This is a genomic window from Pseudomonas sp. DCB_AW, from assembly GCF_026240895.1.
In the GTDB taxonomy this organism is placed as follows: domain Bacteria; phylum Pseudomonadota; class Gammaproteobacteria; order Pseudomonadales; family Pseudomonadaceae; genus Aquipseudomonas; species Aquipseudomonas kermanshahensis.
In genome coordinates this window covers 20,408-42,043 of record NZ_JAPFCE010000004.1, presented here as the reverse complement: position 1 = coordinate 42,043, position 21,636 = coordinate 20,408, and the positions used below count along the sequence as shown (strand labels likewise).

Annotated in this window: 21 protein-coding genes and 2 tRNA genes; 7 read left to right on the top strand and 16 right to left on the bottom strand. The window is 62.4% G+C overall.

The features are described 5' to 3' along the window. Nucleotides 1-45: 45 nt before the first annotated feature. Nucleotides 46-789: a peptidase C39 family protein gene (locus OO306_RS04585; RefSeq protein ID WP_265967873.1), complete on the top strand. Its 744-nt coding sequence runs from the start codon at nt 46-48 to the stop codon at nt 787-789. A gap of 62 nt (nt 790-851) precedes the next feature. Here the strand turns inward: OO306_RS04585 and OO306_RS04580 are convergent, their stop codons facing one another. Beyond that, nucleotides 852-2,135 carry an FAD-binding oxidoreductase gene (locus tag OO306_RS04580; protein WP_027592660.1) on the bottom strand — a complete coding sequence of 428 codons (1,284 nt, stop codon included), beginning with the start codon at nt 2,133-2,135 and terminating at the stop codon, nt 852-854. 201 nt (nt 2,136-2,336) lie between these two features. Between OO306_RS04580 and OO306_RS04575 the strand changes: the two genes are divergently transcribed. Together OO306_RS04575 and OO306_RS04570 are read left to right on the top strand one after the other, a co-directional pair. Then, nucleotides 2,337-2,413: transfer RNA gene (locus OO306_RS04575), tRNA-Val, on the top strand. A gap of 248 nt (nt 2,414-2,661) precedes the next feature. Then, nucleotides 2,662-2,738 (top strand) — tRNA-Val (locus OO306_RS04570). A gap of 46 nt (nt 2,739-2,784) precedes the next feature. On the opposite strand, the gene OO306_RS04565 is transcribed toward OO306_RS04570, so the two are convergent. From OO306_RS04565 to OO306_RS04550, 4 genes are read right to left on the bottom strand one after another with little or no spacing between them, the layout of a single operon-like run. Then, nucleotides 2,785-4,065, bottom strand: a complete 1,281-nt coding sequence (locus OO306_RS04565) for a TRAP transporter large permease (protein ID WP_265967872.1) — start codon at nt 4,063-4,065, stop codon at nt 2,785-2,787. Continuing rightward, nucleotides 4,059-4,694 (bottom strand): TRAP transporter small permease subunit, encoded by a 636-nt coding sequence (locus tag OO306_RS04560; protein WP_265967871.1) that lies wholly within the window; start codon nt 4,692-4,694, stop codon nt 4,059-4,061. The genes OO306_RS04565 and OO306_RS04560 overlap by 7 nt, the downstream gene beginning before the upstream one ends. Further along, nucleotides 4,691-5,758, bottom strand: a complete 1,068-nt coding sequence (locus OO306_RS04555; RefSeq protein ID WP_225876695.1) for a TRAP transporter substrate-binding protein — start codon at nt 5,756-5,758, stop codon at nt 4,691-4,693. Before OO306_RS04555 ends, OO306_RS04560 begins: the two co-directional genes overlap by 4 nt. A gap of 47 nt (nt 5,759-5,805) precedes the next feature. Continuing rightward, nucleotides 5,806-6,474, bottom strand: a complete 669-nt coding sequence (locus tag OO306_RS04550; RefSeq protein WP_027596100.1) for an RraA family protein — start codon at nt 6,472-6,474, stop codon at nt 5,806-5,808. Nucleotides 6,475-6,586: 112 nt separating this feature from the next. Here OO306_RS04550 and OO306_RS04545 point away from each other — a divergent pair, with 112 nt between their 5' ends. Then, nucleotides 6,587-7,486 carry a LysR family transcriptional regulator gene (locus OO306_RS04545; RefSeq protein ID WP_099428862.1) on the top strand — a complete coding sequence of 300 codons (900 nt, stop codon included), beginning with the start codon at nt 6,587-6,589 and terminating at the stop codon, nt 7,484-7,486. Between the two features lie 248 nt (nt 7,487-7,734). On the opposite strand, the gene OO306_RS04540 is transcribed toward OO306_RS04545, so the two are convergent. Genes OO306_RS04540 through OO306_RS04520 form a run of 5 tightly spaced genes read right to left on the bottom strand, consistent with a single transcriptional unit; the run spans nt 7,735 to nt 12,239 of the window. Next, nucleotides 7,735-8,535, bottom strand: a complete 801-nt coding sequence (locus OO306_RS04540) for an HpcH/HpaI aldolase/citrate lyase family protein (RefSeq protein WP_265967870.1) — start codon at nt 8,533-8,535, stop codon at nt 7,735-7,737. 25 nt (nt 8,536-8,560) lie between these two features. Next, the gene (locus OO306_RS04535) at nt 8,561-9,364 is read right to left on the bottom strand and encodes a carbon-nitrogen hydrolase family protein (protein ID WP_238210824.1); all 804 of its coding nucleotides are present in this window, start codon (nt 9,362-9,364) and stop codon (nt 8,561-8,563) included. Between the two features lie 50 nt (nt 9,365-9,414). After that, entirely contained in the window at nt 9,415-10,410 is a 996-nt protein-coding gene (locus OO306_RS04530) for a TRAP transporter substrate-binding protein (RefSeq protein WP_085273087.1), read from the bottom strand. Between the two features lie 27 nt (nt 10,411-10,437). Continuing rightward, nucleotides 10,438-11,721, bottom strand: a complete 1,284-nt coding sequence (locus OO306_RS04525) for a TRAP transporter large permease subunit (RefSeq protein WP_238210826.1) — start codon at nt 11,719-11,721, stop codon at nt 10,438-10,440. Then, complete coding sequence (locus tag OO306_RS04520) at nt 11,721-12,239, bottom strand: TRAP transporter small permease (protein WP_027596106.1); 519 nt, start codon at nt 12,237-12,239, stop codon at nt 11,721-11,723. The genes OO306_RS04525 and OO306_RS04520 overlap by 1 nt, the downstream gene beginning before the upstream one ends. A gap of 341 nt (nt 12,240-12,580) precedes the next feature. Between OO306_RS04520 and OO306_RS04515 the strand changes: the two genes are divergently transcribed. Together OO306_RS04515 and OO306_RS04510 are read left to right on the top strand one after the other, a co-directional pair. Then, nucleotides 12,581-13,150 (top strand): SPOR domain-containing protein, encoded by a 570-nt coding sequence (locus OO306_RS04515; RefSeq protein ID WP_027596107.1) that lies wholly within the window; start codon nt 12,581-12,583, stop codon nt 13,148-13,150. A gap of 177 nt (nt 13,151-13,327) precedes the next feature. Continuing rightward, nucleotides 13,328-13,753, top strand: coding sequence for a GTP pyrophosphokinase (locus OO306_RS04510; RefSeq protein ID WP_027596108.1), 426 nt, complete (start codon nt 13,328-13,330; stop codon nt 13,751-13,753). 3 nt (nt 13,754-13,756) lie between these two features. On the opposite strand, the gene OO306_RS04505 is transcribed toward OO306_RS04510, so the two are convergent. Together OO306_RS04505 and OO306_RS04500 are read right to left on the bottom strand one after the other, a co-directional pair. After that, nucleotides 13,757-14,449, bottom strand: a complete 693-nt coding sequence (locus OO306_RS04505; protein WP_238210828.1) for an endonuclease — start codon at nt 14,447-14,449, stop codon at nt 13,757-13,759. A 6-nt stretch (nt 14,450-14,455) separates the two neighbouring features. Next, nucleotides 14,456-14,698, bottom strand: coding sequence for a DUF1654 domain-containing protein (locus OO306_RS04500; RefSeq protein WP_027596110.1), 243 nt, complete (start codon nt 14,696-14,698; stop codon nt 14,456-14,458). Between the two features lie 219 nt (nt 14,699-14,917). Here OO306_RS04500 and OO306_RS04495 point away from each other — a divergent pair, with 219 nt between their 5' ends. Continuing rightward, nucleotides 14,918-17,041 (top strand): TonB-dependent receptor, encoded by a 2,124-nt coding sequence (locus OO306_RS04495; protein ID WP_265967869.1) that lies wholly within the window; start codon nt 14,918-14,920, stop codon nt 17,039-17,041. 7 nt (nt 17,042-17,048) lie between these two features. Here the strand turns inward: OO306_RS04495 and OO306_RS04490 are convergent, their stop codons facing one another. From OO306_RS04490 to OO306_RS04475, 4 genes are all read right to left on the bottom strand, one after another. Then, entirely contained in the window at nt 17,049-18,344 is a 1,296-nt protein-coding gene (locus tag OO306_RS04490; RefSeq protein WP_265967868.1) for an FAD-binding oxidoreductase, read from the bottom strand. A gap of 55 nt (nt 18,345-18,399) precedes the next feature. After that, the gene (locus OO306_RS04485) at nt 18,400-18,822 is read right to left on the bottom strand and encodes a RidA family protein (RefSeq protein ID WP_027596113.1); all 423 of its coding nucleotides are present in this window, start codon (nt 18,820-18,822) and stop codon (nt 18,400-18,402) included. Between the two features lie 29 nt (nt 18,823-18,851). Next, the gene (locus OO306_RS04480) at nt 18,852-19,991 is read right to left on the bottom strand and encodes a tyramine oxidase subunit B (protein WP_099454650.1); all 1,140 of its coding nucleotides are present in this window, start codon (nt 19,989-19,991) and stop codon (nt 18,852-18,854) included. Between the two features lie 259 nt (nt 19,992-20,250). Next, a complete protein-coding gene (locus OO306_RS04475; protein WP_265967867.1) occupies nt 20,251-21,561 on the bottom strand; it encodes a hypothetical protein in 1,311 nt (436 codons plus the stop codon). Nucleotides 21,562-21,636 lie beyond the last annotated feature (75 nt).

Here is a 21,636-nt window from a genome sequence, read left to right as displayed (position 1 = left end):
CGCTACAAGCCGGTGTCGGACTATACCCGCGCACCTGTGGGCCCTATGATCGGTGGCCAGAGCCGGGCGCTGCCTGCCTGGCATAGGAACAAGCGAGTGCCCATGGAGCAAGTTTCCTTCAAATCGCTGGCTTCAGCCCCACGCCGGTTGCTGCTGGCTGGCTTGGTGGCAGTCAGCCTGGCCGGTTGCGCCAGCGCACCGCCCGCCAGCCTCAAAGGCCTGCCGCAGCGGGTCGAAATCAGCAGCGTGCCGTTCTACCGGGGTAACGCCAACCACAGCGGGGCCATGGCCCTGGCGGCGCTGCTTTCGCAACAGGGTGCGCCGATCACCCCCGGGCTGCTGGATAAACCTTTGAACCTGCCCCAAGGCGCCGAAACGCTGGATACCAGTATCCCCCGTGTCGCACGGGACTACGGCATGGTGGTGTATACGCTGGACAAACAACTGGACGCCTTGCTCACACAAGTGGCGGCGGGCAACCCGGTGTTGCTGCGTTACGAGGAGGGTTCGGCCTGGTGGAGCGAGCCACGCTACGCCGTGCTAATCGGTTATGACCGCTACAAGCAACGGGTGCTGTTGCGCTCAGGCATGCACCGTCGGCAACTGATGGCCTTTGATGACTTTGCCTCGGCCTGGGCCAAGCAGGGGAGTTGGGCGGTGCTGCTGCAACCGCCGCGGCAACTGCCCGCCCAGGTTGACCGGCAACGTTGGTTGCAGGCTGCCGATGAGCTGGCCCGCGCAGGGCAGGAAGTCGCCGCGAAGCAGGCGGTGAACAGCCTGGGGCGGTAAGCCGCGCACCGGCCGCTTCGCGAGCTTACCCGCAAAGCGGCCGGTGCGATGTTACAGAGGGATCAGAAGCCCAGGCGGTCGCGCAGGCTGTAGTACCAGGCACCAATGGCGCTGAACGGTACACGCAGCATCTGGCCACCCGGGAACGGGTAGTGCGGCAGGCCGGCGAACGCGTCGAAACGTTCGGCCTGACCACGCAGCGCCTCGGCCAGCACCTTGCCTGCCAGGTGCGTGTAGGTCACACCGTGGCCCGAGCAGCCCTGGGAGTAATAGATGTTGTCGCCAATGCGGCCGACCTGAGGCAGGCGCGACAGGGTCAGCAGGAAGTTGCCGGTCCAGGCGTAGTCGATCTTCACGTTCTGCAGCTGCGGGAAGGCCTTGAGCATCTTCGGACGGATGATCGCCTCGATGTTTGCTGGGTCGCGTGCGCCGTAGACCACGCCACCGCCGAAGATCAGGCGCTTGTCGCTGGTCAGGCGGTAGTAGTCGAGCAGGTAGTTGCAGTCTTCGACACAGTAGTCCTGCGGCAGCAGGGTACGTGCCAGGTCTGCGTCCAAGGGCTCGGTGGTGATCACCTGAGTACCGCACGGCATGGACTTGGAGGCCAGTTCTGGCACCAGGTTGCCCAGGTAGGCGTTACCGGCGACGATGATGAACTTGGCGCGCACTTTACCCTGTGGGGTATGAACGACCGGGTTGGCGCCACGCTCGATGCGAACGGCCGGGGTCTGCTCATAAATGATGCCGCCCAGCGATTCGACCGCGGCAGCTTCGCCCAGGGCCAGGTTCAGCGGGTGGATGTGGCCGCCGCTCATGTCCAGCATGCCGCCGATGTAGCTGTCGCAGGCGACGACTTCACGGATGCGCTTCTGGTCCATCAGCTCCAGCTGATTGTGGCCGAAACGTTCCCACAGGCGCTTTTGCGATTCCAGGTGGCCCATCTGCTTGGAGGTGAGGGCAGCGAATACGCCACCGTCTTTAAGGTCGCACTGGATGTTGTACTTGGCGACGCGCTCACGAATGATGCGGCCACCTTCGAACGCCATCTGGCCCAGCAGTTGTGCCTGCTTGGGGCCGACGGTGCGTTCGATCACGTCGATGTCACGGCTATAGCTGTTGACGATCTGGCCACCGTTGCGGCCGGATGCGCCGAAGCCGACCTTGGCCGCTTCGACGATGCTGACCTTGAAGCCGTTTTCCAGCAGGAACAGGGCGCTGGACAGGCCGGTGTAGCCGGCGCCGATGATGCACACATCGGTTTCCACCTCACCCTGCAGCGCCGGACGTGGCGGCACCGGGTTAGCCGAGGCGGCGTAGTAGGACTGGGGGTAGGGGGTGTTGGCCATGCTCGAGGAACCTCGTGTTTTATATTTTTAACGAATGTAGCGATGCTATCAATAATAATAAACACCCGCTAGTCGTCCGTTAAAAATCCTTTACCCGGCTGTCGCCGAAGCCTTTCTATAAAGAGGTTAAGATTCAGTGAGTTAGCGCGAAAAAAAGTGTTGACAGGGTTTTTGGATTGCGTAGAATGCGCACCACACGACAGGCACATAGCTCAGTTGGTTAGAGCACCACCTTGACATGGTGGGGGTCGTTGGTTCGAGTCCAATTGTGCCTACCAAATCGAAAAGGGGTGATCCGCAAGGGTCACCCTTTTTTATTGCGCACGCGTTTTACTGTAGGCGCAGCCTTGTGCTGCGAAGAGGCCAATCCCGCTGACATTGATCTGCGGTGACCACTCGGGCCCTTTCGCAGCACAAGGCTGCTCCTACAAAACCCGGTAGCGCAGCAAAGCTGAAAGTTTTTGATTTTTCTGAAAAAAACGCTTTACAGGTACGCATTCGATGTCTAATATGCGCACCACACGACAGGCACATAGCTCAGTTGGTTAGAGCACCACCTTGACATGGTGGGGGTCGTTGGTTCGAGTCCAATTGTGCCTACCAAATCGAAAAAGGGCGATCTACACAGATCGCCCTTTTTTATTGCTTGCTAGAAAGCCGCCGGCAACCACAGCGCCAGTTGCGGGAAAGCGATCAACAGCGCGATCAGCACCAGCAACGCCAGGCAAAACGGCAGCGCGCCGTACACCACGTCCATGAAGTTGCCCCGCCCACGAATGCTCTGCACCACAAACAGGTTCATGCCGAACGGCGGCGTAATCTGGCCCATCTCGCACAACACGATCAACACCACTCCAAACCATAGCGGATCGAAGCCCAAGGCGACGACAATCGGCACGATCAGTGGCGCGGTGGTGATCAGCATGGCCAGTGTGTCCATGAAACAGCCCAGTACGATGTAGAAGAGGATGATCGCCAGCAGTGTGGCCATCGGCGACAGGTTCAGGTCGGTGACAAAATTGACCAGTGTGGTGGTCAGTCCGATGGACGCCAGCACAAAGTTGAGAAAGAACGCCGACAGGGTGATGAAAATAATCATGCCGGTGGTGCGCAGGGTAGCCTCGAACGCCTGGCCCAGGCTTTGCCAGGTGAATGCCCGGCGCCACAGGCCCAGGCCAAAGGCACTGAGCACCCCCAGCGCGGCTGATTCGCTGGCCGTGGCGAAACCGCTGTAGATCGAACCAATCACCAGGACGAAGATGGCCAGCGGCGGCAGCAGGTCAGGCAGGCAGGCCAGGCGCTCGGCCCAGCGGGTAGTCTCTTTGCGGCCGCCCAACTGTGGGCGAATCAGGCACGCCACCACAATCAGTGCGATGAACAGCATGCTCAGGATGATGCTGGGAAGCGTCGCGGCCAGGTACAGCTTGGGCACTGACACATTGGCGATCAAGGCAAACAGGATCATGTTGATCGAGGGCGGAATCAGGATGCCCAGCGTGCCGCCGGCGGCAATCGAGCCGAGAAACAGCGGCGCGTTGTAGCCTTTGCGTTCCTGTTCAGGGATGGCCAGGGTCGAAATGGTAGCGGCGGTCGCCACGCTGGAGCCGCTGGTGGTGGCGAACAGTGCGCTGGCGCCGATGTTCGAATTCATCAGGCCACCCGGCAACCACGATAGCCACTTCTCGACGGCCTGGTACATGCGCCCGGCGACGCCTGAACACACCAGCAGCTCACCCATCAGGATGTACAAAGGGATCGCCACCAGCAGGAATTCGCTGCTGGTATTCCAGGCGATCTCGCCCATGGCGCTACTCAACGGCAGCGTCGAGAACAGCTGCGACAGCGACATCCCCAGGAGGCCGACACTGACGGCGGCGGCAACGCTCAACGCCAATAGCGCCAGCAGCATGAACAGGGTAAGGCTCAGCATGGCGTGCGCTCCTTGCCCGGGGTGCTGTCTGGATAAAGTTCTGCCTGGATGTCCTGTTCCACCGAGTTGATGCCGATCAGTGTGCTGATAGCGTGCCAGCGGCCCTTCAGCAAGTGGCCCAGGCAGATGATCGCCAGGCTCGCCAGGGTCAGGGCAAAGAACAGGTAGCCGGCGAACCACAGCGATTGGGGTATCCATTGTGGTACCTGCAAGGGCGTGTTCGATACCGAGCGGTATTCGATGGAGTCCCACAGCACGTTCCCTGCGTGGTAGGCCAAGGTGCTGACCAGCAGCGCCATGCAGGTGAGGGCGAACAGGTCGAGTGCCACCCTGGGCCGTAGGCCTAGGCGCGTGTAGAGAATGTCCACGCGTATGTGCGCGCGTTTCAGCAAGGTGACCGGAAACGCCCAGGCGCTGGTGATCGCCAGCACGTACCCGGCCATTTCATCGGCGCCGCCCAGGGATACACCCAGGGCCTTGCGCAAGATCAAGTCGATGCTGATCAGCAACGCACAGGCGAGCAGGGCGAAGCCGCCGACCCAGGTGCTGGCTTTGGCAATGGTGTTGATGACACCCATGCCTGAGCGGGCGGTGTGCATGTCGGTAGTCTCCGGGGCAAGGTAGCTCATGGGGCGAGGCGCATGCCGATGGCATCGCCCACGGTGGCATTCCAGCGCGCCACGCAAGGGCCGCCGCAGCGTTTGCCCCAGTCATTGGCGATGTGCAGCGCAGCCTGGCGCAGCGCCTGTTTTTCGCTGGCGGTCGGGGCCGAGGCGGTCATGTGCGCGGGGTGGTGAATCTGGCAATCAGGGCTGCCGACATTGCAGGCTTCGGCATAGCGGTTTTCATTGGCGGTCTCGCGCCACAAGGCGTCTTCCAGCACCTGCGATTGCGCCTGCAGCAATTGCTGCACCTCGGGCGGCAGTTGCTGCCAGCGCTTCAGGCCGATGCCATAAAAGCCGATCGACCAGTCCACAGGCAGGTTGTAGAGGTAGCCTGCAACGTCGTACCACTTGGCGGCATTGCCAGAGCCAATACCGGTGATGGCGCAGTCGATGACGCCGGTCTGCATGGCGGTCACCACTTCGGCAAAGGGCAGGGTGACCGGCGCGGCGCCGATGGCCTTGACCAGTTCGGCCATGTTGCGCCCGCGTGTGCGGATTTTACGGCCCTGCAGGTCGGCCAGCGCGTGCACGGCGTCGCGGCAGAAGAACACCTGCGCGGTATACGGCACGGTGGCCAGCAGCTTGATGCCGTGGCGCTCGGCCATGCGTTGTTCCAGCACCGGCTTGTAGGCGTCGGCGATGGTGTGGGCGGTGTCGATGGTATCGGCCAGGCCGGGCAGGTCCACGCCCTCGAAGGTGGCATCGTCGCCGGCCACGAAGGCGAACACGCCCATGCCGATATCGACTGCGCCAAAACGCATCAGGCGAATGATCTCCGGGCCCTTCAGGCCGCTCTCCGACAACCCCAGCAACTGCGCGGTGACCTTGCCTTGCGATTGTGCTGGCAACGTCTGGTTCCAGAACGGCTGTTCAACCGCGCGGAACGTGTAGTTGTGGCTGCCACCGCCGACCACGTTGAAGCGGATCACAGGCGGCGCTTGTTGCGGCGCAGGTGCGTCCGCAAACGCAGGCAAGTTACTGAGCAGCGCGCCGAGCGCCAGAGGGATGAGCAGGGGGCTGAACTTCACGGTAGTCCTCTTGTTCTTGTTCGGGAGCTACTTCAGGCGATGTTGAGTCAGCGTGGGCGGGACGCAGCCTCGATGGTCGACCGCGAGCCGACGATATCAGGGAACTTCTCACCCTTGGCCAACCGCGCCAGTGTGTGCTTTTCGTTGCGCTGGAAGTCGATGGCACGCTGAGCCAGTTCGATGACCTGGCCCGGGCGCAGAAACACCATGCCGTTTTCGTCGGCCACCACCGCATCGCCGGGGTGGACAATCACCCCGCCACATTGGATGGCCGTGCAGAACTCGCCCTCCTGGCCGATCACGCGGGTGGTGATCGCGCTGGCGCCGCGGGACCACACAGGCACGCCATGCTCGCGGATTTCGCCCAGGTCGGTGACATAGCCATCGACGATGATCCCGGCCACGCCAGCCTGCTTGGCGGCGTACGCCATGGCGCCGCCCAGTGCGGCGGTTATGCGCTCGCCGCAGCGGTCTACCACCAGGAAGTCGCCTGGGCGCACGCAGCCCATGGCGTAGTGCAAAATCCCGCCATCGTTGCCGGGCATCCTCACGGTGACCGCAGTACCGACGGCCCGCACATTCTGAAAGTGGGCCTTGATGTGGGGGTTGGCAATACCGTGGGTAATGAAGTGGCCGATCGTTGCCGGTTCGGCGTTGATCAGTACTTCAAGTTCGGTGGCGCTGATCGGGGCGGGCAGTGCTTCGATAATATACATAGGAAGTTCTTGTTATGCCGGATGCTTTTTCGAAGGGTTTCGGTCATCCTAACAAGCACGCCGAACGGTCGATAATAAAAATCCGTAAGCAGTTACCGGAGCAGTTTTTATCATGCGTATTACGCTGATGCAGATCGAGGCGTTCTACTGGACCGCCCGCCTTGGGGGTGTTCACGCGGCCTCCCGCCATCTTCACCTGACCCAACCTGCGGTGTCGGCGCGGATCAAGGAAATGGAATCGCTGCTCAGCGTCAAGTTGTTCGACCGCAGCAAGCAGCGCATGAGCCTCACCGCAGACGGCCATACCGCCTTGCGCCATGCCGAACTGGTGCTTAACAACAGCACCCAACTCGAGCAATTTGCCGCGCAGCAAAAAAAGCACCGGCGCTTGCGCCTGGGCGCGGACGAGTGCTCGGCCATGGTCGGGCTGACCGCGGTGATCAGCGATATAAAGGCGCACTTCCCGGAGATCACCCTGGAGATTTCCATCGACGTCGGCGCCGTGCTCAACCGCAAGCTGAACGATCACGAACTCGACATCGCGCTGCTGACCAACCCGGCCACGCGTGAGGATGTGACCGATGTGTTTCTCGGCTGGATGACCTTCCAGTGGGTGGCCGCGCGGCACCTGGACGTGGCCCAGGGGCCTTTTTTGGCGGAGCATGCCCGGCACTATTCGATCGTGACCCACAGTGCGCCCTCGACACTGTATTCAGTGGTGGACCGCTGGCTGAAAGAAAGTGGCTCGGTCAGCCATGCCTTTCATTCAAGCAATTCGCTGGCCTTTATTGCCAAGATGGTCTCGGCGGGGCATGCCATTGGTATTTTGCCGGTGCCATTGATTCGCGACATGTTGGCCGTGGATATGTTGAAGACCTTGCCGTGCGATCCGCCGATTCCGCCAGCCAAGTTCTGCCTGTCGTATTTGACCGAACGCCCGGATATGCAACTCGACACCTTGGTGTCGATTATTCGCGCGACCTTGGTCAAACAGAATTTTCTGGTTGATTAGGCTCTGTACGAAAAGTTTTGTGGGAGCGGGCTTGCCCCGCGATGGAGTGCGAAGCGCTCCCATACCCGATATCGACTAGCGTCAAAGTCGCCGCGAATTCAGGCTTTGCTGCCGCGTTGCGGCAGATCGCGGGGCAAGCCCGCTCCCACAATGATGGATGACCATACTTTTCGTATAAAACCTTGTTAGTCGCTTTTATAAGGCAGCAATAGGGCCGGCCGGGCACATGCACCCTGGCCGGCCGGCATTTAAGCCAATGCGTGTTTCACGGCCGCTATCTGTTGCCCGGCCTGGTTCAGCCAGGACAGGTCACTGCCCATCAACAGCATGTCGCTGCCCATTTCGATCAAGCGTTGCGCCGTGGCCTGGTCTGCGGGGAAGCACGGCACCATCACCTGGATCGAGCGGGCGTGGCATTTCTCGATCAGCAATTGCAAGCGTTGCAGCACTTCCGGGTTGCCCAGGCGATAGTCGACCGGCAGTTGTCGCGACAGGGAGTAGTCGGCAGGGCCGAAGTGAACGGCGTCGATCCCCTCCACATCGAGTATTTCATCGATGTTGTCAAAGAACTCGTAGCTCTCGGCCATCGGCACGATCACGCTGCGGGTGTTCTCTGCCTGGGTATACGTGGCCCAGTCGAAGCCAGGCCCGGCGTAGCCTGCCGAGCGCACCGAGCTGTCACCGCCGCGGCGCCCCAGCGGGGGGAACTTGCTGTAGCGGATGATCTCGCGCATCTGCGCCGCGGTATGCACCTGCGGCACGATCACGCCCGCCGCGCCCATTTCCAGCGCCTTGCGAATGTCCCACTCCAGCGTGCCACGCACCCGCACCAGGCCGGGGATGGCCGCGCTGGAGGCGGCCAGCAAGAGTTTTTCCATATGGCTGTCGACACCCAGCGCAGTGTGCTCGGCGTCGATGAAGACAAAGTCCAGCCCCCAGTTGCCCGCCACTTCGATGGCCATGCAGGCTGTGCTGTAGATGTTCATGCCAAAGGTGGTACCGCGTGCCATGCGGGCCTTCAGCGATGTGTGTGGGGTGTTTGGGTTCATGCTTGAGGTCTGCCTTTGGCGGGTATCAGATGCGGTAGGTTTCGGGCAGCCGGTCGCGGAACGGGTGCACTTCGAACACGCCAGGGTCGCGGATCAGCGATTTGTTGCGGGCCTTGGCCAGGTCGATCTCGACGCTGTACACACCGTCTTCGAGCCCTGCGCGTACCAAGGTCTTGCCGGAGGGTTCGATGATGTGGCTGGTGCCGATGAACTGCATGCCTTCATCCATGTCGTTGCGGTTGGGGGCGACGAAATAGACCATGTTCTCTGCCGCGCGGACGGTGCTGAAAATGTCCGGCAGCATGCGCGCCTGCTCGGGCCATGCGGCGGGCAGCACGACAATGTCGGCGCCTTCGAGCGCCAGCGTGCGCACTACCTCGGGGAAGCGGATTTCATAGCAGATGGCCAAGCCGATACGACCGATCTCGGTGTCGAATACCGGCGGTGTCCACTCGCTGGGGCGGTCGGTGAAGCGGTCGCCGATCATGAATGGCAGATGGCGCTTGCGGTGCAGGCCGATGATGCCCTGTGGGCCGATCAGCGCGGCGGTGTTGTAGACCGAGGCCTCATGCCGTTCGTAAAACCCGACCACGATCAGGATGCCGCTCTGTTCCGATACCTGCAGCAATGGCGCCAGGGCGTCGAGGGTGATGGCGCCGCGTTCGAGGTCTTCGCGGCTGTCGAAGGCGCCACCGGTGATCAGGCATTCTGCGAAGGCGATCAGGCGTGAACCTTCGGCGGCAGTCTGGCGTGCCAGTTCGGCGACTTTTTCAAGGGTGCGCGCCGGGTTGCCGGCCACCGGGTGAATCTGGGCGACGGAGATTTTCATGCTGTTCCTTATTGGCAATAAAGGGCGCCGCGGGGGCGGCGCGGGTAGCGTCACTGCGCCTGGTAGCCCATGGCCTGGTAGACCTTGCTGACCAATTCGGGGTTGATCTGGGCGGCGTACTTGTCGACCACAGGGCGGATCTTGGCCTGGATGCGTGCGAGCTCTTCGGCCGGCAGGTCGTTGACCTGCATGCCATCGCTGCGCAGGTCGGCGATGGCCTTGATATCGGCCTCGCGAGAGATCCGGCGCTGCTCCAGGCGCACTTCCTGGGCGACCTCGGTGAGCAGTTGCTGCTCGTCGCGGTTGAGGGTGTCCCAGAAGGTTTTGCTGATCAGCACGATCTGCGGGTTGTAGTTGTGCCGGGTCAGGCTCAGGTACTTTTGCACCTCGTTGAAGCGTGAGGCGAGGATCAGCGCCGCCGGGTTTTCCTGGCCATCCACGGTGCCGGTTTCCAGCGCCGTGTGCACCTCGGTGAAGGGCAGCGGGGTGGGGTTGGCGCCCAACGCCGCCCACACGTCGAGGAACAATGGCGATTGCTGGGCGCGGATCTTCAGGCCCGCGATGTCTTCAAGGTTTTGCACCGGGCGCACGTTGTTGGTCAGGTTGCGCACGCCCAGCTCCCAGAACGCTAGGCCTACCAGGTTTTTCTCCGGCAGCTGGTCGGTGAGCATCTTGCCCACTTCGCCATCGAGCATGGCATCCACCTTGGCGGTGTCGGTGTACAGGAACGGGAAATCGAGGATGCCGAAGTCGGTGACGTGGTTGATCATCAGCCCGGCGTTCCAGGTCATCATTTCCACCACGCCACCTTGTAGCGACGACAGCACCTGCACGTCGCCACCCAGCACGCCATTGGGGAAGGTGCGCACCTTGATCTTGCCATCGCTGCGCTCTTGCACTTTCTTGGCGAACAGCTCCATGCCGATGGCCGGTGGCGTACCTTTGGGGCTGGTGGCGGCGAATTTGATCACGCGCGCGTTGTAGTCGGCGGCCATGCTCAGGCTGCTGGAAAGCAACAGGGCGGCGATGACGGCGAGCTTCTTCATGCTGTGTACCTTTTATTGTTGTGGGGATCAGTGGCCGAACCACTGGGCAGGGACGGTGACCAGTTCGGGGAAGATGACCAGCAGGGACAGCACGATGACTTCGGCGATCAGGAACGGGATCGTGCCCTTGAGCAGCGCTTCGTAGCGCATCCTGCCGATGCCGCAGACCACGTTGAGTACTGTGCCCACGGGCGGGGTAATCAGGCCGATTGAGCAATTGATCATGAACAGCACGCCGAAGTAGATCGGGTCGATGTTCGCCGCGGTCACCACCGGTACCAGGATGGGGGCGAGCAGCAGCACGGTCGGGGTCAGGTCCATGACCATCGAGATCACCAGGATCAACAGCATCAGCACCACGATCAGCAGGCGCGGGTTGTCCATCACCGGCTGGATCAGGTCGATGATCTGCCCGGGGATATCGGCGATGGTGATCATCCAGGCCGGTATCGAGGCGGCGGCGACCAGGAACATCACGGCGGCGGTGGTCTTGCCGGCGCGCAGCAGCAGGTCATTGAGCGACTTGAGGCTCAGTTCGCGGTAGATGCACGACGACACCAGCAGTGCATAGACGCTGGCCACAGCACCGGCCTCGGTGGGGGTGACCACGCCAAAGCGCAGGCCGACCACGATGATCACCGGCAGCATCAGTGCCCAGAAGCTGTCGACCAAAGCCTTGAGGCGCTCTTTGCCGCTGGCCTTCGGGCTCAGTTCGACGTCAGTGTTGCGCCGTGACATCAGCCACCAGGCCACGACCAGGGCGGCGGCGATCATCAGCCCAGGGGCGATGCCGGCCAGGAACAGCTTAGTGATCGACAGGCCGGACGCGACGCCCAGCACGACGAACCCGATACTGGGCGGGATGATCGAGCCAAGCACTGATACCGAGGCGATCAGGCCGCCGGAGCGGTCGCGGTTGTAGCCGGCGAGGACCATCATCGGCAGCAGCAGGGCGGTTAACGAGGCGGCGTCGGCCAGTGCCGAACCGGACAGGCTGGACAGCAGCACGCCGGCGAAGATGGTGACGTACCCGAGCCCGCCGCGCAGGTGGCCGACCAGGGTGATGGCCAGCTTGATGATGCGCTTGGACAGGCCACCGCTGTTCATGACCTCGCCAGCGATGATGAACAACGGAATGGCCAGCAGGGGGAAGCTGCCTGCCGAATTGATGATGTTCTGCGCGATGATCTGGCCATCGAACAAGCCCAGCAGCCACATCAGGGCCACGCCGCAGAGGATCAGGGCGTAGGCGATGGGTGCGCCGATCAGGATGGCGGCCATCAGCACGCCGACGAAGACTGACAGGGCCATTATTCGACTGCTCCGTGTTCTGCTGCCGAGGGTTCGGCCGGGGTGTGCGCGGGAAGGGTGCCCATCAGGTTTCTGACCAGTTGGGTGAAGATCAGCAGCCCGCTGAGGATGCAAAAGACCAGGCCCGCCCCATGGAACAAGGCCATGGAAATGCCGGTGGAGGGGGCGCCGACATGCAGGTTGATCACGGTCTGCTTCCAGCTGCCGTCAAGGAACAGCCAGGTCACGTAGAGCATGAGTAGTTGCGTCAGTGCCAACAGGCACCTGGCCACACCAGGCGAAACCCGGCGGGTGACGATGTCGACACCGATGTGGCCGTTTTCGTGAAGCATCAATTGGGCGCCGGCAAACACCAGCCAGACGAATGCCAGGCGGGAGATCTCTTCGCTGAAGAACAGGCCCGAGTTGAAGCCATAGCGCAGCACGACATTGGTGAAAATCAGGCAGGTGATGGCCACAAGGCAGGCGATCACCAGCGTTTTCAGAACCAGAAAGTAACTATCGATCAGTGTTTTCATGGCGCCTCCTGGAGCAGAGCTGCCCAGGGAGCGCCGAAAGCGCTTGGTGCGAGAGCGCGGACAGCAACATCCACCTGTAGGTGTAAGCGGGGCATGGGGTCACCTTTTTATTATTGGACATACGTCGTCGTACGACTGCCTGGATTGTTGTCTGAAACGCCCGGTTTCGGCTGCCTCAAGTTTTTTATCAGGGGGATAAGAAATGGCGATCAGTGCGCGGGCCGTGGCTGCGCAGGGGCCCGTGGTCGGCGCATCGCGGTAGCAGGGTGTAACGTATGGTCGCGGTCCTTGCCCGGGGGCGGCATGCTAGAATCCGCCCCTTCGAATCTGGAGGTACACGCGTGCGCAAACTGGCTGTGGTAATGGCAGTGCTCGCCCTGGCGGGCTGTGAGAACGAAGTCGAAGGCGTGCACAAACAGGTGGCCGAGCACCTGCACAACCCCAAGACTGCCAAGTTCGGCAACGTGCGGATCGACACCCACGGCACCATCTGCGGTCAGGTTCGCGGCAAGGACGACGCCGGGCAGTACGAAGCCTACCGCAGCTACGTGGCGATCAAGCGTGATGGCCAATACGAGATCATCGTCGACGACAGCGGCAACAACCTGCGTATCCGCGAGCTGTGCGGTGGTGCCGACCTGCAGCGCCGCGCCGAGGCGCTGGCCGGTGAGCCGGCCCCAGAAGGTTGGGATGTCGAAGTGGTGCAGGGGGCGAACATGGGCGCTTTGAGCGACATGACGGCGCGCCTGATCGAGAAGGGCATCCCGTCTTCGGTCGAATACCGCAACGGCAAGCCGGTGGTGCTGATGGGGCCATTCCCGACCAAGGAAGAAGCCGAGGCGCGCAAGGCCGAGGTGATGGCCAAGCTGGGCACCGACTCGGTGGTCATCCAGCATGGCGCCCAGCGCTAACCCCGCAACCCACACCGTGTAGGCGCAGCCTTGTGCTGTGAAGCGGCCGGTGCAGCCACCTGAATACAGGGCGTCTGCACCGGCCTCTTCGCAGCACAAGGCTGCGCCTACAAAGGCTGGGCGTATATGCCCGTGCGGGCTATGCTTGCACTGGGAGAGCTGAACGGGGAGGGCCTCATGTCTACACTGGAGCGGGCCATTGCCGTGGCTGCCAGGGCGCATGAAGGGCAATACGACAAGGGTGGGGCGGCCTATATCCTGCACCCGCTACGCGTGATGATGCGGGTTTCCACGCCCGAGCAGCGGATCGTCGCGGTGCTTCATGATGTAATCGAAGACACGCCGATGACCCTGTCCGACTTGGCGCGTGAAGGCTTTGCACTGAAAATTCTTGCCGCGCTGCTGGCGCTGAGCCGGCGTGATGGCGAATCTTACCAAGACTTCGTCCAGCGCCTTGGTGGCGACCCGTTGGCGCGCACCGTCAAACTGGCCGACCTGGCCGATAACAGCGACCTCTCGCGCATCCCAGTTCCTGGCCCCGCCGACCTGGCGCGGCTGGCCCGTTACCGGGAGGCCAGCGCCTACCTGCAGACACTGGCTTGAGCCTCAGCCGCAGGCCTTGAGGTTCACCGGCCCAACAAACGCATTACCGCGCCCCATCACGCAGGCCACCTGCTGGTTGCGCTGCAGCTCCCATACCTGCGGCGGGTACGTTTTGTTCCACGCTTCGAACAGCTGCCGGTCCTGCTTCGACAAGCGCAGGTTGTACTGCTTGCTCATGTAGAAGTACGTGCGTGCGATCATGCCGCGGATCGAAGGGCGTGGCATGACCTTCTTGGCCTTGAAGTCGACTTGGGTCAGGCAACTGCCGTACTGGCCCTGCTGCTCAGGCAGCCAACCGAAACTGAAGTTGCTGCGGTCGCCATTGACCTCACCGATACTGGGCACCAGGTTGTGCAGGTCGGCCTCGGCGCGCTTATACACCTCATCGTGCTGCGAGCACTGTTTGCGCCCACCGTCCTGCCAACACTGGCGCTGGTGGCCGATCTGCCAAGCCGGCACGATGTGCTCCCATTCGATGCGCGAAGCCCGTTGGGCATTCTTGCGCGGTGTATAGCCGCAAGAGGCCAGGTCAACCTTGTTGCCTTTGTACTTGCAGCCGCAATAAAACTCCGTCGATTGTGGCGCGTATAGCTTCCAGGCGACCTTCTTGGCCTCCTGGAACGTGCGTGGGGCATCGGCATGGGCGAACGGAGTAGACAACAGCAGGCAGGCTGCAGCGAAAAGCGAAACTCTCATGCGCAGTCAGTCTTCCTTGGGCACGGTCCAGAAAATCTGCACGCCGCCATCGTCGCGATGGGCGAGGGTGACGTTGTCGTTCTCGGCGATTTCTTCGAGCAGGGTCTCCCAGTCATCCGGGGACTCTTGCTCCAGGCGGAAGATCAGCGCTGCACGGCTGCGTTGGGCGGTGGGGCTGTTGATGATCTTCTGGATACGTACGCCCAGTTGTTCATAGCTGCTCGGTGTTGCTGAGGAGGTGCTGGCCACAGGCATTTCCTTGTTTTTGCTGTATGTGCGTACAGTATTTCACCGTAAGTAAATTCGCAACTGCCTGTGAGGCAAAAGTGTGTGTGGCCGAGGTGAAGGATTGGTACCATCTGTGCCATCACCTCTCCGCTATCATTCGCGCGCTCTGTGCCTGGACACAGCAGTGACGCCTTGGGCATGACGCGAAATCGGTCAGGCCCAAGCTTCAGGAAGCTTCACATGTACCCATTCCGTTTGCATCGACCTGCCCCTTTGCGCACAGGCCTGACCCTGTTGCTGACCGGCAGCATCAGCCCGTTGAGCCATGCCAGCAGCGAGGCAGTCGATGTGCTGATCACCGACCCGGTGGTGGTCACTGGCGCCTACGCGCCAACCGGCAGTTTCGACCTGCCTTTTTCGATCGATACCGTGGACCTTTCCCACGGGACCGACGGCCAGTTGGGCGTCAATCTTTCAGAAGTGCTGACCAAGGTGCCCGGCCTGGTGGTGCAAAACCGGCAGAACTATGCGCAAGACCTGCAAGTGTCATCGCGGGGTTACGGCGCACGTTCGGCCTTTGGTATTCGCGGCCTCAAGCTGCTGAGCGATGGTATCCCGGCCAGTACGCCAGACGGCCAGGGGCAGGCGGCCTCGCTCAACCTGGATGTGGCCGATCGCATCGAAGTGTTGCGCGGCCCCGCAGCGACCCTGTACGGGAGCAACGCCGGCGGCGTTATCCAGATGTTCAGCCGGGACGGGCAGGGGCCTGCAAGGGTAGGGGCCGAAACCACTTTTGGCAGCGACGGTTTCAACAAGAATCACCTGTCGGCCGAGGGTGGCAACGAAACCGCCGGCTTCGTGCTCGATGCATCGCGCATGGACACCGACGGTTACCGTGACCACAGCGCCGCCCGACGCGACCAGACCTTCGCCAAGGTGCACGTAAGGCCCGACGCTGACTCGCGCCTGGCGCTGATCTACAGCAGCCTAGAACAGAACAACACGCAAGACCCGCTGGGGCAAACCTGGGACGCCTATAAACATGACCCTCGCTCCACCGCAGCGGTGGCGGACCTCTACAACACCCGCAAGAGCATCGACCATCAGCAGTTGGGCATGAACTACGAGCGCTATTTCGGCGATGCCACGTTGCAGTTCAACCTCTACGCGGGGCAGCGTAGCGTCGTGCAGTACCTGTCCATTCCGAAAACAGTGGCCTCCAACAGCCAGCGTGGCGGTGGGGTAGTGGACTTCGACCGTGCGTTTCACGGCGGCACCTTGCGCTGGATACAGCCGGTTGTAGCCGCCCCCGGCAACCTCACGGTCACGGTTGGCGCCGACTATGACCAGAGCAAGGATGACCGCCGCGGCTACCAGAATTTCAGCGGCGACACGCTGGGCGTCAAAGGTGAGCTGCGGCGTGACGAGCAAGACACCGCCACCAGCCTGGACCCCTATATCCAGGCGCATTGGGAGCTCGGCAACTGGACCACTGACCTTGGCCTGCGCCACAGCTCGATGCAAATGCGCGTCGATGACCACTACCTGGCCAATGGCGATTCCAGTGGCAAGAAGACGTACCAGCAGAACACGCCATCGCTGTCGGTGATGTATGCGTTTACGCCGGATGTGCGTGGTTACGTGAGTGTCGGCAAGGGTTTCGAGACCCCGACCCAGGCTGAAATGGCGTACGCCCCTGGCCAGGTTGAACGCTTTAACTTCGGGCTCAAGCCAGCCTCCAGCACCCAGTATGAAGTGGGCGTCAAATACCGGCTCGGCGAACGTACCCGGCTCAACGCCGCGGTTTACGAAATCCATACGGATGACGAAATCGTGGTGGCCAGCGCCACCGACGGCCGTACCAGTTACCGAAACGCCGGGAAGACCTTGCGCCGCGGGTTTGAGGCGAGCCTGCACAGTGACCTCAGCGATCAGTGGCAGACGACCGTGGTGTACACACGCACCGATGCCCGCTACGCCGAAGATTTCGCCCAAGGCACGCAGACCATCGAGGATGGCAACCGCCTGCCGGGCGTGCCGCTCGACAACCTGTTCGGCGAGCTCGTGTGGAACCCAGCGACGTTTGTCAGCATGGGGGTTGAAGGGCAGTACCGCAGCAAGGTGTATGTGGAGGACAGCAATACCGCAAAACCGGCGCCGGCCTATACCGTCTTCAACTGGCGGACGCGCTTCGAACAGCACGCTGGGCCGTGGACGTTCCACCAGCTGATCCGCTTGGACAACCTGTTTGATCGGCAGTATGTGGGGTCGGTGATTGTGGGTGACGGCAACGCACGCTACTACGAAGCTGCGCCGGGGCGGTCGTGGTATGCGGGCGCCGGGTTGGAGTATCAGTTCCGCTGAAGCACGACTATGCAAACCGCTCGAACCGATAGGGGCTCGGGTCGATCAACGTGGGGGACTGCGAAACCAGGTCTGCCGCCAATTGGCCCGCTGCCGGTGAGGTGCCGAAGCCATGCCCGGAAAACCCGGTCGCCAAGGTCAGGCCGGGAATGGCCGGCACCGGGCCGATCACGGGGTTTGAGTCAGGGGTGACGTCAATCGTGCCTGCCCAGGCTGAGGCGATCCGGGCCTGCTCGAACACTGGCCAGGCTGCCTTCAGGTTACGCAAGGCTTCATCGTTCAATGCCGTGTTGGCCTGTGGGTCCTGAACCCTGACGCGCTCGAAGGGCGTCACCTGCGACGGGCCCCAGCGCCGGGCCAGGGCCAGGTCCTTGAAGAAGTACTTGCCGAAGCTGATGCGCAAAAAGTCACGCTGTGCCCGCAGTTGCGGCAGGTAACGCCTGCCCAGCAGCAGGTGATCCAGGGTCAGGAACGCATCGAGGGCCCCGCGCTGGGTAATGATGTAGCCGCCATCCTTGTGTTTGCGGAAGGAAAAGTCCGGTGCGCCCACGGCAATGTCGGTCGGGCCGTCCAGCGGGTGGGTGCGCAGTACTGAACAGGTCAGCGGCAGGGTGGGCAGGTCGATATTGAGGTTGCCGAGAAACTTGCGAGACCACAAGCCGCCGGCCAGCAATACCTGGTCGCAGCGAATCTCGCCTTGCTCGGTGACAACGCCGCTGACCCTGCCAGCGGCGGTGACCAGCGTGCGCACCGCGCAGTTTTCCACGAGCACCGCGCCTTTGGCGATCGCTGCACGGGCGATGGCGCTGGCGGCCAGGGTCGGCTCGGCGCGCGCGTCCGAGGCGGTATAGATGCCCCCGGCCCAGTCGGCACGGCCGCCGGGCACCTTGTTGGCAATCTCCTTGCTGCTGAGCAGCCGTGAGTCCAGGCCAAGGTGCTCGACGCTCTTGAGCCAGCTTTCGTGCATGCCCATCTGCGTGTCGTTGCGGCCGATGAACATGATGCCTGCTTGCCGGTAGCCGACATCGCTGCCGACCCGTTCCGGCATTTTCGCCCACAGTTGGTCGGCGGCCAGGGCCAACGGAATATCGTGCGCATGGCGGTTGGTCTTGCGCACCCAGCCCAGGTTGCGCGACGACTGCTCACCCGCAAGGCGCCCCTTCTCCAGCAGCACCACGGGGATGTTGCGTTCGGCCAGGGTAAGGGCCGCGGTCAGGCCGATGATGCCTCCCCCGATGATCACCACGCTCGTGGCCTGAGGGTGGGTGGTAGGGGTGTGCACAGGGTCGATGACGGGGGACATGGCTTCACTCGGCGGCAGTGTGAACGGAATGTTGCGGTTCAAGGCTGGCGGCGCATTACTCGCCCAGGCGGATCAGCGTGACCTGCGCGCGCGAAGCCCCCCGGTACGCCGTCACTTCCAGCTCGACTTTGTAGACGGTCGAGCCCAGAGGCGGGCAGGTGACGGTGGTGGCCGGGTCGATGCCTCGGAATTTTTCGCCGATCACTTCCATGACCGTTGGCACGTCGGCCGGGTCCTGGATGAACACACGCGAGCTGATCACATCGCCCAGCCCTGAATCGACTGCCGCCAGGGCGGTTTCGATGTTGGCGAATACCTGGTGGGTCTGTTCGATCACGTCTTCAGGGATGACCTGGGTCTGCGGGTTGCGCCCAGCGGTGTTGGAAACGTGGATCCAGTTGTCCACCGCCACCAGGCGGGAATAGCTGGCCAGGTCTTCGAATTTCGAGCCGGTTTTCAGTTTGGTGATCTGCGTCATGGGGGAGCCTTTTTTGAGTGGTTGAGGAGTCAGCTAAGGACAGGTTTTTCCCAGAGATTGAGCTTCACGCCGATGCCTTTCTCGAGCGCGTTGCGGTACACGACGGTGCCCCAGGCAACGTCTTCCACAGGCATGCCACCCACCGACATGAGGATGATTTCTTCGTCGTTCAGACGGCCTGGCGCATCACCCCTGATGATCTTGCCGATGTCCTCGACCTGCGCGGCGTCCAGCTTGCCTTCGGCGATCATGTCCATGAAGCGCACGCCTACCAGCGGCACATGGTTGTGCGCAGGCTTGGGCAGTTCTTCGAACCAGGCTTGGTACAGCCCTGTGTTGTCCACCACCTTGCGCACGTCCGCACGCTCCATGCCGTCATCGATGCTGCACGGGGCAGGCATGGCCAAGAACGCACCGGGCTTGACCCACTCGCGCCGCACCAGCGGGTAAGTGCTGGGGTCGCCGACTTCACCCGAGCTGCAGTAACTGACCAGGTCGGCGTCACGTACCACCTCTTCCAGGGTCTGCACGACCTGGATGTGGGTGATTTGCGGGAAGGTCGCCTGGACCCAGGCAACGAAGTCATCCAGGTTCTTCTGGCCTCGGCCCTTGATCTTGATCGTGTCGATCAGCGGGCACACCGCCATGAACGCGGCAACCGTGGTCTTGCCCATCACGCCCGGCCCGGCCAGGCCGATGACCTTGGCGTCCTTGCGGGCCAGGTGGCGCGCACCAACCCCGGGGATGGCGCCGGTGCGGTACGCCGACAGCAGGTTGGCCGACATGTGTGCCAGTGGGGCGCCGGTGTCGGCGTCGTTGAGGGTGAACATCAGGATCGAGCGTGGCAGGCCCTTTTCGCGGTTGGCGATGTTGGAGCCGTACCATTTGGCGCCCGCGGTGCGGAAGTTGCCGCCCAGGTACGCCGGCATGGCCATCATGCGACGGTCTGCGGTCGGCTTTGGCATGTGCGGAAACGGCGATTGCTCGGGGAAGGTGATCATCGCGCCGTGGGAGTCGTTGTTCGGGCCGGCCATGCGGTAGTCGCCTTGGTAGAGCAGGTCGAACATTTCTTCCATGGTATCGACACAGGCGGGCATGTCGGTCACGCCGGCGCGGATCATGTCCTGTTCGGACAGGTAGATGAAGTCAATGCGGGTATCGAGGGTCATGGCGGGTCTCGCAAGGCGGCCGTTGTCAGGTTTTGTTTTTGTGGGCGGGGGCTGTCATTTGTGGTGTCAGTTTCGCTAACGAGCGGCAGGCCGTCTTGCGTCAGCGTGCCAGGCGACTTGACCTGCCGTGCCACGGCTGCGCTTCGTGTAGGAGCAGCCTTGTGCTGCGAAGAGGCCGGCGAAGGCAGCGGAGATCTACTGTGTTTTCACTGGCCTCTTCGCAGCACAAGGCTGCTCCTACAGTGGCTCATGTGCTGATCTAGAACGGCACCGCAACAGTCAGCTGGCTGTAGACGTTGGTGCCGTTGCCGCCCACCTGATTGCCGCCGTTGCGCTCGTCCTTGCGGGGCTGATACAGGCCCACCAGCGGGCTGATGATCAGGTGGTCGTTGACCGCCCATTCCAGGTAAAGGTCGAGCTCCCGGGCATCGAGGTTGAGGCTGTCGCGGGTACGCACCGTGTCGAAGTCGAAATACAGCGCACCGACCGTGAGGTTTTCCAGCGGGGTCGCCTTCACGCCGACATGGTGGATGCCGGTGTTGCTGTTGAAGGGCCCGGCATAGTTGGCGGCGACTTCACCCTGGAACCAGGTGCCATAGCCACTGGACAGGCCACTGAACAGCGCGTCCCAGCCTGCCGAGTAGCGGGTGTAGCGGTAGGTCACCTGGGGTGCCCAAGGCAGGTCGGCGAAGGTATAGCCGGCCTGCAGGTACCAGGCTTTTTCCGGGCCGCCTTGCTTGTCTTGCCACGCGTATTCGAAGGCGAAACTGGCATTGTCGATGCCGGCGTTGCCTTCGCCACGCAGGCTGTAGACGTCCATGCCCTCACGCGCTTTCTGAAACGCGCTGGCCCATTGGTCGGTGACGTCGATACCGTGCACCCAGGTCAGCCCCAAGGTGCCCAGAGCATGGGTGTAGTCCAGGGTGCCGGCGGCCAGTTCGGTCTCGGCCTGCGCGCGGTTATCGGACTTCAGCCACAGCAGGCTGCCATGCAGGCCATCCTGCCCGCCCAGGCGCAGTACTGCAGTGCGGTCGAAGGCGTGACGCGCCGCCAAGTAGTAGGCGCCGCCGCGGTCCAGGTGGCCGTCGGCCACGCCGTTGCCCAGGTTCGGGCCGTCGTCGTTGATCAGGAAGCCGCTGCCCAGGCGGACCACCTGCCGCCCTCCAGAAAGGTCTACGCCATCCTTGCCCAGCCAGGGCAGCAGGTCGCCTGAACGCCAGCCCAGGTAGGCGTCCTCGATCTTGGTGGTGCGCTCGGAGCCATCGGTGTTGCCGGCAGCATCCCCATCGCCCCAGGTGGCGGAGCTCACCCAGTTCAAGGCGCCATAGAGGCTGCCGTTGCCTGCCAGGCCCTGGTCACCGCTCAGGCCATACTTGATGAAGCCCTCGCGCCAGGTCGAGCCACCGGCCGTGCCGTCATAATTCTTGCGGCTGTTGAACATGCCCCACACCGCGAGCATGTCGGCATTCACGTGGCTGTCTTCGTCGGCGTAGAGTTCGTAGGCCGGCGCGGCCTGGCTGGCCAGCAGCGTGGCCAGGGCCAGGGTGGACAGCCGTTGCGGTTTGAACATTGCACTTCCCTCGATTGTTCTCGGCACCTCGCAAGGCGGCCTTTGTTGTTCGGGGGCAGCCTCGTGGAGGCGAGG

Bases quoted from the DNA above. Each gene is read 5' to 3' on its own strand.
- OO306_RS04585 (WP_265967873.1), top strand. From the start codon at position 46: ATGATCGGTGGCCAGAGCCGGGCGCTGCCTGCCTGGCATAGGAACAAG.
- OO306_RS04580 (WP_027592660.1), bottom strand. From the start codon at position 2,135: ATGGCCAACACCCCCTACCCCCAGTCCTACTACGCCGCCTCGGCTAAC.
- OO306_RS04565 (WP_265967872.1), bottom strand. From the start codon at position 4,065: ATGCTGAGCCTTACCCTGTTCATGCTGCTGGCGCTATTGGCGTTGAGC.
- OO306_RS04560 (WP_265967871.1), bottom strand. From the start codon at position 4,694: ATGAGCTACCTTGCCCCGGAGACTACCGACATGCACACCGCCCGCTCA.
- OO306_RS04550 (WP_027596100.1), bottom strand. From the start codon at position 6,474: ATGTATATTATCGAAGCACTGCCCGCCCCGATCAGCGCCACCGAACTT.
- OO306_RS04545 (WP_099428862.1), top strand. From the start codon at position 6,587: ATGCGTATTACGCTGATGCAGATCGAGGCGTTCTACTGGACCGCCCGC.
- OO306_RS04540 (WP_265967870.1), bottom strand. From the start codon at position 8,535: ATGAACCCAAACACCCCACACACATCGCTGAAGGCCCGCATGGCACGC.
- OO306_RS04535 (WP_238210824.1), bottom strand. From the start codon at position 9,364: ATGAAAATCTCCGTCGCCCAGATTCACCCGGTGGCCGGCAACCCGGCG.
- OO306_RS04530 (WP_085273087.1), bottom strand. From the start codon at position 10,410: ATGAAGAAGCTCGCCGTCATCGCCGCCCTGTTGCTTTCCAGCAGCCTG.
- OO306_RS04525 (WP_238210826.1), bottom strand. From the start codon at position 11,721: ATGGCCCTGTCAGTCTTCGTCGGCGTGCTGATGGCCGCCATCCTGATC.
- OO306_RS04520 (WP_027596106.1), bottom strand. From the start codon at position 12,239: ATGAAAACACTGATCGATAGTTACTTTCTGGTTCTGAAAACGCTGGTG.
- OO306_RS04510 (WP_027596108.1), top strand. From the start codon at position 13,328: ATGTCTACACTGGAGCGGGCCATTGCCGTGGCTGCCAGGGCGCATGAA.
- OO306_RS04505 (WP_238210828.1), bottom strand. From the start codon at position 14,449: ATGAGAGTTTCGCTTTTCGCTGCAGCCTGCCTGCTGTTGTCTACTCCG.
- OO306_RS04495 (WP_265967869.1), top strand. From the start codon at position 14,918: ATGTACCCATTCCGTTTGCATCGACCTGCCCCTTTGCGCACAGGCCTG.
- OO306_RS04490 (WP_265967868.1), bottom strand. From the start codon at position 18,344: ATGTCCCCCGTCATCGACCCTGTGCACACCCCTACCACCCACCCTCAG.
- OO306_RS04485 (WP_027596113.1), bottom strand. From the start codon at position 18,822: ATGACGCAGATCACCAAACTGAAAACCGGCTCGAAATTCGAAGACCTG.
- OO306_RS04480 (WP_099454650.1), bottom strand. From the start codon at position 19,991: ATGACCCTCGATACCCGCATTGACTTCATCTACCTGTCCGAACAGGAC.
- OO306_RS04475 (WP_265967867.1), bottom strand. From the start codon at position 21,561: ATGTTCAAACCGCAACGGCTGTCCACCCTGGCCCTGGCCACGCTGCTG.